Here is a 17,110-nt window from a genome sequence, read left to right on the forward strand (position 1 = left end):
AATGGTTGACGGCATTGTATATCACCGTTTATTATGATATAGAATGACCAGTCAGTCAATACATAAAGGAAAATGGAGGATATAATGAATTCGATCATCAATTTTGTATTAAAGAATAAGTTCGCTGTATGGCTCATGACGATTATCGTAACAGTTGCTGGTCTATATGCCGGATTGAATATGAAACAAGAATCAATCCCGAATATCAACACTCCAGTCATTACGGTTTCTACAACGTACCCTGGCGCAACGCCGGACGAAGTATCAGATAAGGTGACAGATCCAATTGAAAAGTCAATTCAAAACCTCAATGGGGTCAGCGTAGTCACTTCTAATTCTTTTGAAAATGCATCATCCATTCAAATCGAGTACGATTACAGCAAAGACATGGATGAAGCAAAAAAGGAAATTGAAGATGCGATTAGCAATATTGATTTCCCTGAAAATGCAGAAAAACCTAAAATCGCACGCTTTAGTATTAATGCGATTCCAATTCTAGCCCTTAGTGTCTCAGGTGATAAAGAATCATTACAAGACCTTACACAAAAAGTAGAAAATGACCTCGTTCCTTCACTTCAAGGATTAGACGGCGTCTCTTCTGTGGAAGCTTCAGGACAGCAAATCAAAGAAGTTGAATTTTCGTTTAAAGAAAAGAAACTAAAAGAATACGGTTTAGATGAAGAAACCGTCCAAAACATGATCAAAGGCTCTGATGTGAATGTACCATTAGGTCTATACACATTTGGCAACAAACAAAAATCAGTTGTCGTGGACGGCAATATTTTAAGCGTCAAAGATTTGAAAAACATGCGAATTCCAGTCACACCAAGTGCAGGCGGCGGTGCGGGAAGCGCTGGAGCTGGATCCCCTTCTAGCAGCGCAGGTGCGCAAGGTGCCGAGCAGCAGGCGGGAAGTGCAAGTCAGCAGCAAGCAGCAGCACAGCAGCAAACAGGTGCAGCAAGCAGTCAATCTGTAGAGCTACCAACGATCAAGCTGTCTGAGATTGCAGATATTAAAGTCGTCAAAGAGGCAGAATCGATCTCTAGAACGAATGGGAAAGACAGTATCGGTCTGCAAATTGTCAAAGGCTCTGATGCCAACACAGTGAGTGTTGCAGAAGAAGTGACAAAAGAGCTTGAGAAATTCAAAAAAGACAACAAAGGAATCAAAGTAAGTACCACATATGATCAAGCAGAGCCGATTAAAGAGTCTGTCAGCACAATGCTGAACAAGGCGATCATCGGAGCAATCTTTGCGATCATTATCATTCTCTTGTTCCTGCGAGATATCAAATCAACATTAATCTCGGTCATCTCCATTCCGTTATCTCTGTTGATTGCTGTTTTACTATTAAATCAGCTAGATATCACGTTAAATATCATGACACTTGGTGCCATGACCGTCGCCATCGGGCGTGTTGTCGATGACTCGATAGTGGTCATAGAAAATATCTATCGACGAATGGCGTTAAAGGATGAACCGTTAAAAGGCAAGGCACTCGTCAGAGAAGCCACAAAAGAAATGTTTATCCCAATCATGTCTTCAACGATTGTGACAATTGCGGTATTCTTACCGTTAGCATTAGTAGGTGGAATGATTGGTGAACTATTCATCCCATTTGCCTTAACGATTGTGTTTGCGTTACTTGCTTCACTGCTTGTCGCCATTACAATTGTTCCAATGATGGCACACACTCTATTTAAAAAGAACCTGTACGGCACAGCGAAAAAGGTAAAAGAACATAAACCAAGTAAGCTTGCTGGCGGTTATAGACGTGTACTGAATTGGACACTCAACCATAAATGGATCACATCAGGAATTGCCATTCTTATGCTTGTCGGAAGCTTATTCTTAGCACCACTTGTTGGTGTCAGCTTCTTACCACAGGAAGCAGAGAAAACCGCGATGGTGACATATACACCTGAACCTGGACAAACGAGAGAGCAAGCAATTGATGAAACGAAAAAAGCTGAAGAATATTTGATGAAACGTGACCATGTCAATACAGTTCAGTATTCTCTTGGCTCTTCAAATGCCATGACAGCAAGTGTTGGCGGTAACTCTAACGGTGCATTATTCTTCGTACAATATGACGAGGACACACCGAATTTTGATAAAGAAAAAGATCGTGTAGTCAAAGCCCTGCAAGACAAAGCGTCTAAAGGGGAATGGAAATCACAAGACTTCTCATCTGCTGGCGCCAGCAATACTGTGACGTACTATGTGTACGGTGACAAAGCAAGCGATATTGAGGGCACAGTAAAAGATGTTGAGAACATCTTAAAAGATGAGAAAAACCTGAAAAATGTCAGCACAAGCTTATCTGAGAAATACGACGAATATACGTTTAATGCAGATCAAGAAAAACTGGCGAAACTGGGTCTAACTGCTTCACAAATCGCTCAAGCGATTGCACCTCAAAATAGTGAAACAACACTGACGAAAGTCACAGAGGACGGCAAAGAACTTGATGTGAAGCTTCAAACGGAAAAAGATGAATATAAGAGCAAAAAAGATTTAGAAAATAAAAAGATCACTACACCAACAGGGCAAGAAGTCCGAATTGGTGATGTCGTCAAAGTAAAAGATGGGACGACAGCAAATACGGTGACAAAACGTGATGGAAAAATCTACGCAGAAGTGTCTGGTGACATGACAACAGACGACGTCTCAAGTGTGACACAAGATGTTCAGAAGAAAGTTGACAAGCTTGATCTGAAATCCGGCGTAACGATTGACACAGGCGGCGTAAGTGCGGATATCCAAGAGTCCTTTACACAGCTTGGCCTTGCAATGCTTGCAGCGATTGCCATTGTGTATCTCGTTCTCGTCATCACATTTGGCGGAGGTCTTGCACCATTTGCAATTCTCTTCTCACTTCCATTTACAGTTATTGGCGCTCTCGCTGGATTGTTTATAGCAAAAGAAACCATCAGCTTAAATGCCATGATTGGATTGCTTATGCTGATCGGTATCGTTGTAACAAATGCCATTGTCTTGATTGACCGCGTGATTCATAAAGAACAAGAAGGTCTCTCAACAAGAGAAGCGTTACTTGAAGCAGGTGCAACAAGATTACGTCCAATCTTAATGACGGCACTTGCGACAATTGGTGCACTGCTACCACTCGCATTAGGTTTTGAAGGCGGAAGCCAGATCGTATCAAAAGGACTTGGTGTTACCGTAATTGGCGGTTTAACAAGTTCTACACTTCTCACATTGGTCATCGTTCCAATCGTGTATGAAATGTTAAGCAAGTTTAAACGTAAGAATAAATACGCAGAAGAAGAATAAGAGGAAGCCCCGCTCATTGGCGGGGCTTTTTTTATTTTGAAATCTGGCAAACAGCTTTTCTCATAAGTTCTTCAAATGCGTGGAAAAAGGCACCACGATCGACATGGTCAATCACTTGAATTGATTTTCCATCTGGATGTTCTTCTGTCCGTCCTTGCTTTGGCGTCTCGGTATAAACGATCGCATTCACTTCTTTTGAACGGGTAAATGATGTAGAAGCAAGAGTAATTGTTGTCAGCACGTCCCATAAGTAATACGTCGAATTGGTTTCATGATGAATGAGCGGCGGACAAAAGGCGTAGCACTGACCGATAAAATCTATTCCAATATGAGAACGAAGAGAAGCCCAGCGCTGACGTACATCAAGTGTAAGCGGGACTTGATTTGTACTTTCAAGTGCAACCATTTCAATAGGAAACGGTTCCTGAAAGACAGTGCTCACAGCATAAGGATCCCAAAATGCATTCCATTCTGCTGTCCCGTCATGCTCAGGTTCTTCAACATTGCCTTTTTCAAGGAACGTGCCGCCCATCCACACCAATTTCTCAATTTTGTTAGAGATTGAAGGATCTTCTTCTAAAGCGCGTGCAAGATCTGTGAGCGGACCAGTAAAGAGCAGGGTGACAGGTTCTTTTGCCTTCTTAACTGTTTCAATCAGATGAAGGTGTGCTGGCAGCTTGGACACCTTTGTATTATCAACATTGCCTTTTTCATTTAAAATTGGCAAAGCATCTACATAGAAAGCATGCATACGCCACTCCTTCGGAAATGGATTGACGCCTCTAGAAGTTGAAGCAGCGACTTCAATTTCATAAGGGCTGAATCGATCAATGATTTTTTGAGATGCACTGAGAGCAGGCTCTAAATAACAATCAGCAGGAATCACAGACATTCCGATGACTTTCAGATGTTCCATTTGAAGGAGAAGAAATAAAGAGACGAGGTCATCAACACCGCCGTCATGATTAAAATAGACAGGCTTTTTCATCGCATATCATCCTTTACAGCGTTTTCTTTTATCTTATCAGAATGCTTTCTTACTGAGGGAAATGTGCTTGGAGATTTTACATATTAGGCGGTTGTTTTGTTGCCATTTTCAAATCTCATAGTATAATTAAAGGTTGTTAGTGGTGAAAATAGATTGCATAATGAATATAGGATGATGATGAATGAAACGTGCTCGAATTATATACAATCCGACATCTGGGCGTGAACTCTTCAAGAAGAATTTACCGCAGGTTTTGCAAAAATTTGAACAAGCTGGCTATGAAACTTCTTGTCATGCGACGACATGTGCAGGAGATGCCACGCAAGCAGCAGAAAAAGCCGCACAGAGAGATTTTGATTTAATTGTAGCAGCAGGTGGAGACGGCACGATCAATGAAGTCGTCAACGGACTAGCACCGCTTGAAAAAAGACCAAAACTAGGAATTATTCCAGTTGGAACGACAAATGATTTCGCAAGAGCACTTGGAATTCCACGAGAAGGTGTTTTGAAAGCGACAGATGCCATTATTGAGGGTGTAGCGAAGCCGCTTGATATCGGTAAAGTCAATGGCCATTATTTTATTAATATTGCTGGCGGCGGCCGGTTAACAGAGCTCACCTATGAGGTGCCTAGTAAGCTGAAGACCATGCTTGGACAGCTTGCTTATTATTTAAAAGGCATGGAGATGCTTCCATCTATCCGCCCGACAGAAGTCGAAATTGAATATGACGGCAAATTGTTTCATGGAGAAATCATGCTGTTCCTTGTTTCACTCACAAACTCAGTAGGCGGCTTTGAAAAACTAGCGCCAGATTCCATTTTAGATGATGGGATGTTTGACCTGATTATTCTAAAAAAGGTCAATCTAGCAGAAGCCATTCGAGTAGTCAGCCTTGCTCTCAGAGGCGAGCATATTCATGATAACAATGTCATCTACGCAAAAGCGAATCGCGTAAAGGTAGATGTAAAAGATAAAATGCAATTGAATTTAGATGGTGAATACGGCGGCATGCTGCCAGGTGAATTTGAAAACCTGTATCGCCATATTGAATTTATTGTGCCAAAAGAAACAGCTGAAAAAATAGGGTGAAGACTGAACTTGGTTCCTTATGGCGGCCAAGTTTTTCTTTGCAAATGAGGTGATAAAATTGGTGAAAATGAAACCGCCTGTTCAAAAGAATGAATACTACAATGTAACCTTCGAAGACTTAACGCATGAAGGTGCAGGTGTAGCAAAAATTGAAGGATTCCCTGTCTTTGTACCAAATGCCCTTCCTGACGAACAAGGGCAAATCAAAGTCACACGAGTCAAAAAAGGATTTGCTTTTGGACGACTCATGGAGCTGACAAAGGAAAGTCAGCACAGGCAAGATGCGCCATGTCCCATTTACAAGCAGTGCGGCGGCTGTCAAATTCAGCATATGAGCTATGAAGGCCAGCTGCTATTTAAACAAAAACAAGTAAAGGACGTTTTAGAGCGGATCGGCAAGCTTGATATGAGCCGTGTAAAAGTTCATCCTGTACTCGGCATGGAAGACCCTTGGAATTACCGAAACAAAGCACAAGTTCCAGTTGGCGAACGCGAAGGCGGACTTGTTGCAGGATTTTATCAGCAGCGTACCCATGAAATCATTGATATGGAAAAATGCTTGATTCAGCAGTCAGAAAACGACGAAGTGGTACAGGCAGTAAAAGACATATGCAATGCGTTTGGCATCAAAGCATATAACGAAGAGCGGCACAAAGGCTGGCTGCGTCATGTGATGGTTCGCTACGGTATTGCAACAGGTGAAATGATGGTTGTGTTTGTTACTAGAACAGCTGACTTTCCGCAAAAGCAGCAGGTGATTGAGCAGATTATAGCACGCTTCCCACACGTTCGGTCAATTGTACAAAACGTGAATTCAAAGAAAACAAATGTCATTTTCGGAGACGAAACAACCGTTTTATGGGGCGAAGAATATATTTATGATACGATTGGCGACATCAAATTTGCCATTTCAGCCCGCTCGTTTTATCAAGTGAATCCAACCCAAACAAAGGTGCTTTATGACAAAGCGCTTGAATATGCCGAGCTGCAAGGCGAAGAAACTGTTATCGATGCCTACTGCGGAATCGGTACGATTTCCTTATTTCTCGCACAAAAAGCAGGCAGAGTATATGGGGTTGAAATTGTTCCAGAAGCAATTGAAGATGCAAAACGCAACGCTGCCTTAAACGGAATCAATAACGTCGAATTCGCAGTCGGCGAAGCAGAAACCGTCATCCCAAACTGGTACAAAGAAGGCATCAAAGCAGACACCCTCGTCGTCGATCCGCCAAGAAAAGGCTGCGACGAAGCACTGCTTGACACGATTTTAAAAATGAAACCAAACCGTGTTGTTTACGTCTCCTGTAACCCAGGGACGCTTGCTCGTGATTTGCGCATTCTTGAAGATGGCGGGTATGTGACGGAGGAAGTGCAGCCTGTGGATATGTTTCCGCATACGTCACATGTGGAATGTGTAGCAAGTCTTGTGATTAATTAGTAATGTATTGAGACATCCCGATTTCGTGAAAAACATCGATATTGGGGTGTTTTTATTTTTGTATGTTCAATCGGCACTAAAAAATGATATTTGGAAGTGGAATCAATATTTTCCCCCCACAATTCATTACCAAATGCCCTTTTTTGCAATTTTGCCCGGTTCATATTAAAGTATATAATGATAAAAATTGCTGAAAGACTTTATAGAAGGACATGCCCTTTAGGCGCTATGTCATGAGAGGAATTGGATGAAAGATGAGTAAAAATTTCTGGCGTGATTTACCACGGCCATTTTTTATATTAGCACCAATGGAAGAAGTGACAGATGTTGTGTTTCGTCATGTTGTGAGTGAGGCGGCGAGACCTGATGTGTTTTTTACAGAGTTTACGAATAGTGAGAGCTATTGCCATCCTGATGGCATTCAAAGTGTGAAGGGGCGTTTAACGTTTACAGAGGATGAACAGCCGATTGTTGCTCATATTTGGGGAGACAAGCCTGAGAACTTTAGACAAATGAGTATTGGAATGGCGGAATTAGGATTTCAGGGGCTTGATATTAATATGGGCTGTCCTGTTCCAAATGTCACGCAAAACGGGAAGGGCAGTGGCTTGATTCTTCGTCCAGACGTTGCCGCAGAGCTGATTCAAGCGGCAAAAGCTGGGGGATTACCTGTCAGCGTGAAAACAAGACTTGGTTTTACTGAGGTCGACGAATGGCGCGGATGGCTTAGACACATTTTGGAGCAAGATATTGTGAATTTATCAATCCATCTTCGTACAAGAAAGGAAATGAGCCAGGTGGATGCGCATTGGGAGCTCATTCCTGAGATTAAAAAACTTCGTGATGAAGTAGCCCCTGATACTCTTTTGACAATCAATGGTGATATTCCTGATCGTCAAACAGGCTTAAAGCTCGCTGAACAGTATGGAGTGGACGGAGTGATGATTGGGCGCGGGATTTTCCATAACCCATTTGCCTTTGAAAAAGAGCCGAAGGAGCATACAAGTGATGAACTGCTTGGTCTTTTAAGATTACATCTTGATCTCCATGATCAATACTCATCATTAGGCTTGCGTCCATTCAAGGCACTGCACCGTTTCTTTAAGATTTATGTAAAAGGATTCAGAGGAGCGAGTTTCTTAAGAAATCAATTAATGAATACATCATCAACAGATGAAGTGCGTGCCATGCTGGATGAATTTGAAGCGAGAAATCAAGAACAATCATGACCAACAAGAGGAGGGGGCGAACCCTTCTCTTTTTTATTAAATAGGACTATTAAACTAGTTCTCTTAAATGGTAAAATGAGATAGAAATAACAATTGGAGGTATTTTATTTGAAACCATTTTGGGATAAAGACAGTGAAAGCGATGAAACATTTAAGAAAATCAATGAGAAAGGCATTGCAAAAGCGGAAAAGAAGCTAGGCGTCATCTTGCCGGATACATATAAAAAACTGATTCTCGAACAAAATGGCGGGTATACCCTGCATAACGCTTTTCCCACGGACCAACCGAATGGATGGGCAGAGGATCATGTGTCATTTGATCATTTAAGAGGAATTGCCAAGAATGAAGGCATTATGGATAGTGATTATTTAATAGAAGAATGGGAATTGCCTGAGGGACTTGTGCTCATTTGTGGAGATGGTCATACGTGGATTGCATTGGATTACAGAGAAACAAAGGAACATCCGCCGGTTCATTACTTTGATCTAGAATATGAGACGGATTTCAAATTAGCAGATTCGTTTGATGAACTGCTTGCTGGGCATTATACTGCTGAATAGGAAAAGGCAGCCGCAAGTAGATATATTTCATTAAATCCGCTGTTATACAGTGTTTTTTGAGAGAGACAAAAGAGTCTCTCTTTTTTTTGCGAAGCAACATTGAATCTCTCTCCAAAACTGTACCTGTTATGTTTAAGTCCTATTATTCAATTGGTTCACTTTCCACTCACTAAATTTTCTGACGATAATATCTGCCACAATGTAAAATGGCAGAAAGCTGGAGTTGTCCACTTTGTTATATAAGTGAAACGGGGTGCTGCTTACATAGATGTTAAACATGGCATTTTGTGCAAGGAGGTTATTCCTTAATGTGGTCATGCTGATAAATTTGATATGTCTCGTTTTCACCAATTGAATGATTTCATCTAAATTCTTCGATTCACCCGATAAAGAAATGATAAATAAAAGGTCATCCTCACCAAATTCAATGATTCCATCTGTTAAGTCCCGCTTGCTTCGTAATACTTGAGATTTCTTATGCAGTGACCATAGCTGCCGCTGTACATCATTGGCCAAATCGAGCTGTGCAGTTCCTGTACCATAAATATAAATATACGGTGCGCGATCTATCAGTTGATTTAATTGATGAAAGTCCAGCTGCTCCATATATTTTCTTGTCTGCCGGATATCTTGATCGAGCAGCTGCATTAAATCTTGTGTTGTCTCTTCAGTGAAAGCATTTAATTTCACATAAGACTTTAAGTCACTATAGCCGTCGAACCCTATTTTCTTGGCAAGCCGATGGATGGATGAGATGGAAGTATGAGCATAACGAGCAAGGTCCTGAATTTTCATTGTCTTCATTTCTTCAAGATGATCATGGATCGTTTTAATAATGTGCAGGTCATTCTTATTTAAATCTTCGAAGTATTCATTAACCAGCTTGTCCAGTATCATGCGATGTGCCCTCCAACATGAAAATATTTTCTTCCTATGAAAATATAATCTAATGTTACAACTTGATTTCTAAATACGTCAAACCTATTGGTTTTTGTAAGCGCTACCTTTACAGTGGTGTTATGGATCAAGCAAAGGGGTAATGCTTATGAATGCAATCAAGCGGTTTGGCAGTGCTATGGTAGTTCCTGTACTTTTATTCGCGTTTTTTGGTATTGTTGTCGGCCTCGCGACTTTATGTAAGAATCCAGCGATTATGGGGGAAATGGCTGCAGAAGGTACGATGTGGTATAAGGTTTGGACACTGATTGAAAGCGGAGGATGGACGATTTTCAATCATATGGAATTAGCCTTTGTGATTGGATTGCCCATCTCACTTGCAAAAAAAGCGCAAGCTCGTGCGACGCTCGCAGCTTTGATGATTTATCTCGTATTTAACAATTATATTCATGCTATTTTGACACTTTGGCCGTCTACTTTTGGTGTTGATTTATCGCAAGGTGTTGAGAATGTAGCGGGAGTAAAAGAAATTGCGGGTATACCTACGCTGGATACAAGTATCATTGGTGCGGTGATGATATCTGGAATCGTCATTTGGATCCATAATCGTTTTTATGATCAAAAGCTGCCTGAAATGCTTGGGATTTTCCAGGGGCTTGTATTTGTTGTCATCATCGGATTCTTTGTGATGATTCCTATTGCTTTTGCCGTTGCGTTTGTCTGGCCCTATGTTCAGCAGGGGATTCAATCTCTCCAAGGGTTCATGGCACAGTCTGGTTATATTGGTGTCTGGCTGTTTCATTTCTTGGAAAGGGTGTTAATTCCAACAGGACTTCACCATTTTATTTATACACCTTTTGAGTTTGGTCCAGCGGCTGTAAATGGGGGGTTAAAACCATATTGGATTGCTCACTTAAATGAATTTGCGTCCTCAACTTCCGATTTAAAGGATCTTTATCCATACGGATTTTTATTGCATGGGAATATTAAGATGTTCGGCTGTTTAGGGATAGCTTTAGCCATGTATTTTTCTACACCGAAGGAAAATAGAAAAAAGGTTTTGGCTTTGGTATTACCCGCCACATTGACAGCCATATTTGCGGGAATTACAGAACCGCTTGAATTTACGTTTCTATTTCTCGCGCCTTATTTATTTGTGATACATGCACTTCTTGGAGCGACCATGGTGACAATCATGAATATGTTTGGTGTTGTCGGAATGATGGGTTCCGGGCTGATTGAAATAGCTGCATTGAACTGGATTCCGCTCTCTTCAAATCATGGAGGGATTTATCTGATCCAAGCGATGATTGGACTTCTCTTTACTGCATTGTATTTTGTCATATTTAGATGGATGATTGTGAAATTTGATATTCCATTACCAGGACGAAAAGATGAGGAGGAGACGAGGCTATATACAAAACAAGATTATGAGAGTCATAAAAAAGGTCATGACAAAAAGGAATCACCCGTTTATGCATCAGAGTATGAAAAGAAAGCCGTTTATTTCTTAGAAGGCCTTGGCGGTAAAGAAAACATTAAAGATGTGACAAACTGTGCCACGCGTCTGCGTATTACAGTGATTGACCCTAGCTTGGTGAAAGATAGGGACTACTTTACAGAGAATAAACTGGCACACGGCATGGCTAAGAGTGGTCAAAGCATTCAAATCATTGTTGGCTTAAGTGTACCGCAAGTAAGAGAGTCCTTTGAGACTAAACTTTCATTAGATTGAAAAAGGAGCTGGATATCATGAAAAGATTTAATATTACCATCGCTGGAGGCGGAAGTACATTTACACCGGGAATCATTTTGATGCTGTTAGACTATTTAGATGAGTTCCCAATTCATACAATTAAACTCTATGATAATGATGAAAATAGACAAAAGACGATTGCAGATGCATGTGAGATTATGTTAAAAGAACGAGCACCAGAAGTACGATTACTGGCAAGCACGGACCCAGAAGAAGCGTTTACTCAAGTCGATTTTGTGATGGCACATATTCGTGTCGGAAAATATGCAATGCGTGAATTAGATGAGAAAATTCCATTGAAGCATGGAGTTGTCGGACAGGAAACATGCGGTCCAGGCGGGATAGCTTACGGAATGCGTTCTATTCCAGGTGTATTAGAACTTGTCGATTATATGGAAAAATACTCACCTGAAGCTTGGATGTTAAACTATTCGAACCCTGCAGCGATAGTAGCAGAGGCAACACGTAAGCTAAGACCGAATTCTAAGATTTTAAACATATGTGATATGCCAATTGGCATCGAAGAATTAATTGCAAAAAATTTAGGCTTATCTTCACGGAAAGAACTAGAAGTAGATTACTATGGTTTGAATCACTTTGGCTGGTGGACAGATATTCGAGATAAATCAGGAAATAGCTTAATGCCTGAGGTGATTAAGCATGTAAGCCAGCATGGTTATGCAACAGATGGAACATCTGAACTAGAACAGCAGAAGAGCTGGAACAGCACATTAAAAAAGGCCAAAGATATTCAAGCGCTTGATCCAAAAACGGTCCCTAATACGTATTTGAAATACTATCTATTTCCAGATGAAGAAGTAGCACATTCCAATATAGAATTCACACGTGCCAATGAAGTCATGGAGGGACGGGAAGCTTTTGTTTTTAGTGAGTGTCAGGCCATCATTGATAAAGGAACTGCAAAGGAAACAAAGCTGACCATTGATGAGCACGCTTCCTATATCGTTGATTTGGCAAGAGCCATTGCTTTTAATAAAAAAGAACGGATGCTGATGATTGTAGAGAACAATGGCGCCATTAGAAACTTTGACCCAACAGCAATGGTCGAAATTCCTTGTATCGTTGGCAGCAATGGTCCAGAAAAATTAGTAGTTGGAGAAATTCCTAGATTTCAAAAAAGTCTCATGGAGCAGCAAGTTGGCGTAGAAAAATTAGTAGTAGAAGCATTTGAAGAAGGGTCCTATCAAAAACTATGGCAGGCCATCACATTATCGAAAACGGTGCCAAGTGCAAAAATAGCAAAAGATATTTTAGACGACTTAATTGTGGCAAATCAAGCATTTTGGCCAGAGTTAACATAACAGGAGAATAAGCAATATGGGCGTGACAGCGCTCATATTGCTTATTTATTGTGATGGAGACGAATAGACCCCTTACCAAAAGGGGCCCGTCATTCCTTACTCCGCACTCTCCTCAACCTCACGGCTATCCTCAGTTTCACCAATATAAATAGGGCCGTTTGCGTGGTCGATTCGGATTGGCCATTCGTATGGAATTTGAAGACGTCTAGCAATGGCTCTCCAGAATTTTGTGGAATCCAATTCGAATTCTTGGAAGTCTTTTAATAAGTCTTTGTAAGACGAGCCATCAAATTGAATGTACATATCTTGAAGGCGCATGAACGCGACATGTCTCACTTCTAGTGCTGCTGCGGCTTCCATTTCTTCTTCTGTTGCTTCTCCGATGATTGTACCTGCAGGCGGTAGCATGTCGTATACGTTAAATTCCTCTTCTTCTTCGTGTGCTGCATTGTGCTGTTGATCTGACATTTTTCTTCACTCCTTCTCGTTTTCAAGCAAAACTTTATTCCGTGCTTACTTCTATTATCGGAAGGAAATGTGAAATGTGGAATGAAAAGAGGAGCAGATCCACAGCACTTGCTTTTTTCTCTTGAATCATCTATGATCAATTACAGATATAAAAGGTCTATAATAGATAGAAAGGAGCTTCCTTATGAAATATTCTAAAGCGACCAACTATGCGCTGCATACGATGGTGTTTTTAACTCTTGCGCCAAAGGGTAAAGCGATTGGCGTTGAGCCACTTGCTAAGATGCAAGATCTTTCACCAACCTATTTATCCAAAATTTTAACAAAGCTTGTGAAGGCGGGATTGATTGAATCAACACCTGGTGCAAAGGGAGGATACACCCTTATCAAACGAAAGGAAGACATTTCGTTTTTAGATGTCATTCAGGCTGTAGAAGGACAAACGAATTTATTTCGCTGCTCTTTAGAGCATGACTCCTTCATGCCTCATGATGGCTGTTTGATTGAACAAGTCATGCAGGATGTGGAAACGAAAATGCAGGAGACGTTAAGTCAAAAACGGTTAATTGATATTGCGAACCAAATTGAGCAGACAGAAAAAAATCCATTTTTCAAGATGTGATTTTTTTTGAACTAATTATAGATATTAAGAGTCTTTAAAATCTTTAATAAAAAGGAGAGATTGATATGTTATTAGATTGCGCCATTATCGGAGGCGGGCCAGCCGGATTAAATGCAGCACTTGTTGTGGGCCGGGGCAGAAAGCAGGTCATTGTATTTGATGACGAGCTGCCGAGAAATCGAGTGACTCAGGAATCACATGGATTTATTACAAACGATGGAATGACACCGTTTGAGATCAGACAAGCCGGAGAGGCAGATCTTCAAAAATACCCTAATATCCAAATCAAACGAAGTAGAATTAATGATATACAAAAGCGAGAGGAATTCTTTACGTTACTGACACACGAAGGGGATACATTCGAAGCGAAAAAAATCATCTTGGCAACTGGACTTCAGGATATATTACCAGAGATCGAAGGAATTCATGATGTGTATGGAAAAACGTTGTTTAGCTGCCCTTTCTGTGATGGATGGGAATTAAAGGATAAAGAGCTTGCCCTTATTGCGGAGAATCAGCGAGCCTTGCATATGGCTAAGCTTCTATCCAATTGGACAAAGGATTTGATCGTGTTTACGAATGGGCACGTGTTGGCTGAAGAGGACAAGTCACTTCTGACGGAGCATTCTATTCAAGTCATTGATGTGCCTATTGTATCGATTGATCATGACAATGGTGAGCTGCGCTCTCTCCAGCTTGCAAATGGGGAGACAGTAAAAAGGGAAGGCGGTTTTGTCGCAAGTGAATTCAAGCAGTCAGCCCCATTTGCTGAAAAGCTTGGCTGTCAAATGACGAAGAATGCAGGTATTGAAACAGATATTCTTGGACGTACAACCGTCAGTGGTGTCTTTGCATGTGGTGATAATTTAGGCGGTCCTGCTCAGTTAGTTCTCGCAGCAGCAGCTGGAAGTCAGGCAGGAATGGGCGTCATTCATGAACTTGTGCAAGAAAAGTTTCAGGAAAAAACATCTCTATGAAAAGAGATGTTCAGCGATGAGCGGTTTTCTGTTTTGCTAAGACGTGAGCTGTCCATTCAAAAAGTGCGTAGATGACAAAGAAGATCAGGATCCAGCTGCTGGCATCGACCCATACATTGGTGATATGAATGATGTTCGCCTGATCAAGTCCAGTCTGTATCCACATAGTGATCAATGCGGTGAGGAACACCTGTAAAAACCATTTTTTCAATTGGTCACACCTCCATCTCTTTCTATCATATAAGAAATGACAGTTAATTCCTAATTGTTTTCCTGTATGTTTCAACGGTAAAATAAGAAATAAAATCAATGGAAGGACATGACATGAGCGATCAAACAAATAGCTTTTTAAAAAGTCATTTTCCTGATCTTGTCCTCACCCCGCCTCTTTTTTATGGGTGGCCTTTTGGTCTTCGCTTTGAAGTGGCAGATTGGTCATTAGGAAAAGAATCGATTGTATTAGAAAAATCGGGAGATCGTGCTTTTGAGATTGTAAAATATGCTTTTGATCCAGAAGACGAAATGCTGCTTGTAACGGATGTGTATACAGAACATGAACATGAATTAACGAAGCGTAAGCTCCTGGTTTATCAAAAATATGTGCATCGGCAAGTAAGGAAGCGGTTGCGTCACGAGCTTTTGACTTATGTACGTCCAGAAATAGAAGATTCACTGACATTAGAGAGATTTACACTCAAATGCCAGCTGCAAGACATTCGATTGCGTCCGCTTCTCCATGCGATCTGCCAGGAGGACTTTTATACACCGAATCAAATCTTGAAGGGGAAACTTGGTTATGAAATTTACCTAATGAATGTCTCGAAAAAAATGATTTTTCATTTATATGATGATCGAGCCTGTGATCTCATTGCAGCAGAGCCTGAGCGTTTAAGACCAGTCTATGAAGGCTTACAGCACTGGCTATTAGATTATGATCGTCCTAAGATGGACCGGCTGTTTGCAGCCGAATAAAAAACCGCACTTTCGACAAGTGCGGTTTCTTTTTATGCTTCTACTTTATTGAAAAACTGTGGCAGATAATCTTTGTGTGCTTCTAGCATTTCATCTAGGATGCTTTTTGCAACAGCATCTGATGGGACAAGCGGGTTGATGGTCATTGCGACAAGGGCAGTGTTGTAATCGCCTGTCACAGCTGCTTCAGCAGCTACACGTTCAAAGGATTTAATTTGAGAAATAAGTCCTTTGACAGCGACCGGCATTTCACCAACAGCGATTGGTTTAGGACCGTCTTTTGTGATAACGCAGTTGAGTTCAACGGCAGAATCATTTGGAATGTCACTGATGGCGCCATTGTTAATCGTGTTGACAGGCTGAATGTCATGCTTATCGTTATAAATGGATGCAATTAAGTTACAAGCTGCATCACTGTAGTAGGCACCGCCTCGTTTTTCAAGCTGTGGCGGCTTGATGTCTAGATCAGGGTCTTTGTAAAGCTCGAACAGATCATTTTCTAATGCGCGAACGACTTCTGCACGAGTTCCTTCGTTTGCTGCTGCTTTCTTTTCCTCAGCCAGCATATCACTTGTTTTGTAGTAGTAACGGTGATACGGACAAGGAATAACGCCAAGCCCTTTTAAGAAATCAGCATCCCACGGAATCGCTTGAATGTTGTTCATCGACATGCTGGAGTTTGGATCCGCCATGTCTTCGATCACTTGATCCATGATGCTTTTGCCGTCTAAGAATACATTGAGTCCAAAGACCATATGGTTTAATCCAGCAAAGCTGACTTCGACTCTGCTTGCGTCGACATCAAGCCCTTTGGCGATTCCCATGCGAATGCCGATTGGCACGTTGCATAAGCCAACGACTTTTCGATGGTTTGAATAACGAAGTACGGCTTCAGTGACCATACCAGCTGGATTTGTGAAATTCACAAGCCATGCATTCGGGCAAAGCTCTTCAATATCTTTGACAATATCAAGAATGACAGGAATGGTGCGAAGTCCTTTGAATAGACCCCCTGGACCATTTGTTTCTTGACCAATGACATCATATTTTAAAGGAATGCGTTCATCCTTCATACGTGCTTCAAGAAGTCCGACACGGAATTGTGTTGTAACAAAATCAGCATCTACAAGCGCTTTTCTACGATCTAATGTTAAATGAACCTCGATTGGAAGTCCTGCTTTTTTGACCATGCGTTTTGCAAGATTTCCTACGATCTCAAGCTTTTCTTTTCCCGCTTCAATATCAACGAGCCAAAGCTCGCTAATCGGAAATTCATCGTATCGTTTAATAAATCCTTCTACAAGCTCTGGTGTATAGCTTGATCCTCCGCCAATTGTGACAACCTTTAATCCTTTTGCCATGCTCTGCACCTCCGAATAATGTAACGCGCAATGTTATAATAGAGAAAAGTCTTTTTTATTTTGTACATCTATAGCTTATCGTGAGAGCATCTCATGCGTAAATGACTTCAGCGTCTTTAGGCAAGGGTGCCCTAT

Annotated in this window: 14 protein-coding genes and 1 pseudogene; 10 read left to right on the forward strand and 5 right to left on the reverse strand. The window is 41.2% G+C overall.

The window, feature by feature from the left end:
* Window positions 1–84 precede the first annotated feature (84 nt).
* Window positions 85–3,294 (forward strand): efflux RND transporter permease subunit, encoded by a 3,210-nt coding sequence (locus tag NST59_RS03465; RefSeq protein WP_144490780.1) that lies wholly within the window; start codon window positions 85–87, stop codon window positions 3,292–3,294.
* A 31-nt stretch (window positions 3,295–3,325) separates the two neighbouring features.
* Here NST59_RS03465 and NST59_RS03470 read toward each other — a convergent pair whose 3' ends face one another.
* Window positions 3,326–4,282 carry a nucleoside hydrolase gene (locus tag NST59_RS03470; RefSeq protein ID WP_144490781.1) on the reverse strand — a complete coding sequence of 319 codons (957 nt, stop codon included), beginning with the start codon at window positions 4,280–4,282 and terminating at the stop codon, window positions 3,326–3,328.
* A 181-nt stretch (window positions 4,283–4,463) separates the two neighbouring features.
* On the opposite strand from NST59_RS03470, the gene NST59_RS03475 reads away from it, so the two are divergent.
* From NST59_RS03475 to NST59_RS03490, 4 genes and pseudogenes are all read left to right on the forward strand, one after another.
* Complete coding sequence (locus tag NST59_RS03475) at window positions 4,464–5,372, forward strand: diacylglycerol kinase (RefSeq protein ID WP_039177003.1); 909 nt, start codon at window positions 4,464–4,466, stop codon at window positions 5,370–5,372.
* A 61-nt stretch (window positions 5,373–5,433) separates the two neighbouring features.
* Window positions 5,434–6,810, forward strand: a complete 1,377-nt coding sequence (gene rlmD / locus NST59_RS03480) for a 23S rRNA (uracil(1939)-C(5))-methyltransferase RlmD (RefSeq protein WP_341040107.1) — start codon at window positions 5,434–5,436, stop codon at window positions 6,808–6,810.
* 254 nt (window positions 6,811–7,064) lie between these two features.
* Window positions 7,065–8,039, forward strand: coding sequence for a tRNA dihydrouridine synthase (locus tag NST59_RS03485; protein ID WP_017366774.1), 975 nt, complete (start codon window positions 7,065–7,067; stop codon window positions 8,037–8,039).
* Window positions 8,040–8,147: 108 nt separating this feature from the next.
* Window positions 8,148–8,597: pseudogene (locus NST59_RS03490) on the forward strand (SMI1/KNR4 family protein); the annotation flags it as partial.
* Window positions 8,598–8,732: 135 nt separating this feature from the next.
* On the opposite strand, the gene NST59_RS03495 reads toward NST59_RS03490, so the two are convergent.
* Entirely contained in the window at window positions 8,733–9,497 is a 765-nt protein-coding gene (locus NST59_RS03495) for a MurR/RpiR family transcriptional regulator (protein WP_341040109.1), read from the reverse strand.
* A gap of 148 nt (window positions 9,498–9,645) precedes the next feature.
* On the opposite strand from NST59_RS03495, the gene NST59_RS03500 reads away from it, so the two are divergent.
* A complete protein-coding gene (locus NST59_RS03500; protein ID WP_341040112.1) occupies window positions 9,646–11,232 on the forward strand; it encodes an alpha-glucoside-specific PTS transporter subunit IIBC in 1,587 nt (528 codons plus the stop codon).
* Between the two features lie 17 nt (window positions 11,233–11,249).
* A complete protein-coding gene (locus tag NST59_RS03505; protein ID WP_341040113.1) occupies window positions 11,250–12,575 on the forward strand; it encodes a 6-phospho-alpha-glucosidase in 1,326 nt (441 codons plus the stop codon).
* Window positions 12,576–12,671: 96 nt separating this feature from the next.
* Here NST59_RS03505 and NST59_RS03510 read toward each other — a convergent pair whose 3' ends face one another.
* On the reverse strand, window positions 12,672–13,043 hold the full coding sequence (locus tag NST59_RS03510; RefSeq protein ID WP_039177014.1) for a hypothetical protein: 372 nt from the start codon (window positions 13,041–13,043) through the stop codon (window positions 12,672–12,674).
* A 184-nt stretch (window positions 13,044–13,227) separates the two neighbouring features.
* On the opposite strand from NST59_RS03510, the gene NST59_RS03515 reads away from it, so the two are divergent.
* Together NST59_RS03515 and NST59_RS03520 are read left to right on the forward strand one after the other, a co-directional pair.
* Entirely contained in the window at window positions 13,228–13,665 is a 438-nt protein-coding gene (locus NST59_RS03515; RefSeq protein WP_107164025.1) for an Rrf2 family transcriptional regulator, read from the forward strand.
* Between the two features lie 65 nt (window positions 13,666–13,730).
* Window positions 13,731–14,642, forward strand: a complete 912-nt coding sequence (locus NST59_RS03520; RefSeq protein WP_341040115.1) for an NAD(P)/FAD-dependent oxidoreductase — start codon at window positions 13,731–13,733, stop codon at window positions 14,640–14,642.
* 10 nt (window positions 14,643–14,652) lie between these two features.
* Here the strand turns inward: NST59_RS03520 and NST59_RS03525 are convergent, their stop codons facing one another.
* Complete coding sequence (locus NST59_RS03525) at window positions 14,653–14,853, reverse strand: hypothetical protein (protein ID WP_064497696.1); 201 nt, start codon at window positions 14,851–14,853, stop codon at window positions 14,653–14,655.
* Window positions 14,854–14,966: 113 nt separating this feature from the next.
* On the opposite strand from NST59_RS03525, the gene NST59_RS03530 reads away from it, so the two are divergent.
* The gene (locus NST59_RS03530; RefSeq protein WP_341040118.1) at window positions 14,967–15,614 is read left to right on the forward strand and encodes a DUF3885 domain-containing protein; all 648 of its coding nucleotides are present in this window, start codon (window positions 14,967–14,969) and stop codon (window positions 15,612–15,614) included.
* Between the two features lie 32 nt (window positions 15,615–15,646).
* Here NST59_RS03530 and NST59_RS03535 read toward each other — a convergent pair whose 3' ends face one another.
* Entirely contained in the window at window positions 15,647–16,975 is a 1,329-nt protein-coding gene (locus tag NST59_RS03535) for a 6-phospho-beta-glucosidase (RefSeq protein ID WP_144495446.1), read from the reverse strand.
* Between the last annotated feature and the right edge of the window lie 135 nt (window positions 16,976–17,110).

Origin of the sequence: Bacillus sp. FSL R5-0439, assembly GCF_038008805.1 — a bacterium.
In the GTDB taxonomy this organism is placed as follows: domain Bacteria; phylum Bacillota; class Bacilli; order Bacillales; family Bacillaceae; genus Bacillus; species Bacillus safensis.

Excerpts from the sequence above, each read along its gene's own strand:
- NST59_RS03465 (WP_144490780.1), top strand. The coding sequence starts at position 85 with ATGAATTCGATCATCAATTTTGTATTAAAGAATAAGTTCGCTGTATGG.
- NST59_RS03470 (WP_144490781.1), bottom strand. The coding sequence starts at position 4,282 with ATGAAAAAGCCTGTCTATTTTAATCATGACGGCGGTGTTGATGACCTC.
- NST59_RS03475 (WP_039177003.1), top strand. The coding sequence starts at position 4,464 with ATGAAACGTGCTCGAATTATATACAATCCGACATCTGGGCGTGAACTC.
- NST59_RS03485 (WP_017366774.1), top strand. The coding sequence starts at position 7,065 with ATGAGTAAAAATTTCTGGCGTGATTTACCACGGCCATTTTTTATATTA.
- NST59_RS03495 (WP_341040109.1), bottom strand. The coding sequence starts at position 9,497 with ATGATACTGGACAAGCTGGTTAATGAATACTTCGAAGATTTAAATAAG.
- NST59_RS03500 (WP_341040112.1), top strand. The coding sequence starts at position 9,646 with ATGAATGCAATCAAGCGGTTTGGCAGTGCTATGGTAGTTCCTGTACTT.
- NST59_RS03505 (WP_341040113.1), top strand. The coding sequence starts at position 11,250 with ATGAAAAGATTTAATATTACCATCGCTGGAGGCGGAAGTACATTTACA.
- NST59_RS03510 (WP_039177014.1), bottom strand. The coding sequence starts at position 13,043 with ATGTCAGATCAACAGCACAATGCAGCACACGAAGAAGAAGAGGAATTT.
- NST59_RS03515 (WP_107164025.1), top strand. The coding sequence starts at position 13,228 with ATGAAATATTCTAAAGCGACCAACTATGCGCTGCATACGATGGTGTTT.
- NST59_RS03520 (WP_341040115.1), top strand. The coding sequence starts at position 13,731 with ATGTTATTAGATTGCGCCATTATCGGAGGCGGGCCAGCCGGATTAAAT.
- NST59_RS03530 (WP_341040118.1), top strand. The coding sequence starts at position 14,967 with ATGAGCGATCAAACAAATAGCTTTTTAAAAAGTCATTTTCCTGATCTT.
- NST59_RS03535 (WP_144495446.1), bottom strand. The coding sequence starts at position 16,975 with ATGGCAAAAGGATTAAAGGTTGTCACAATTGGCGGAGGATCAAGCTAT.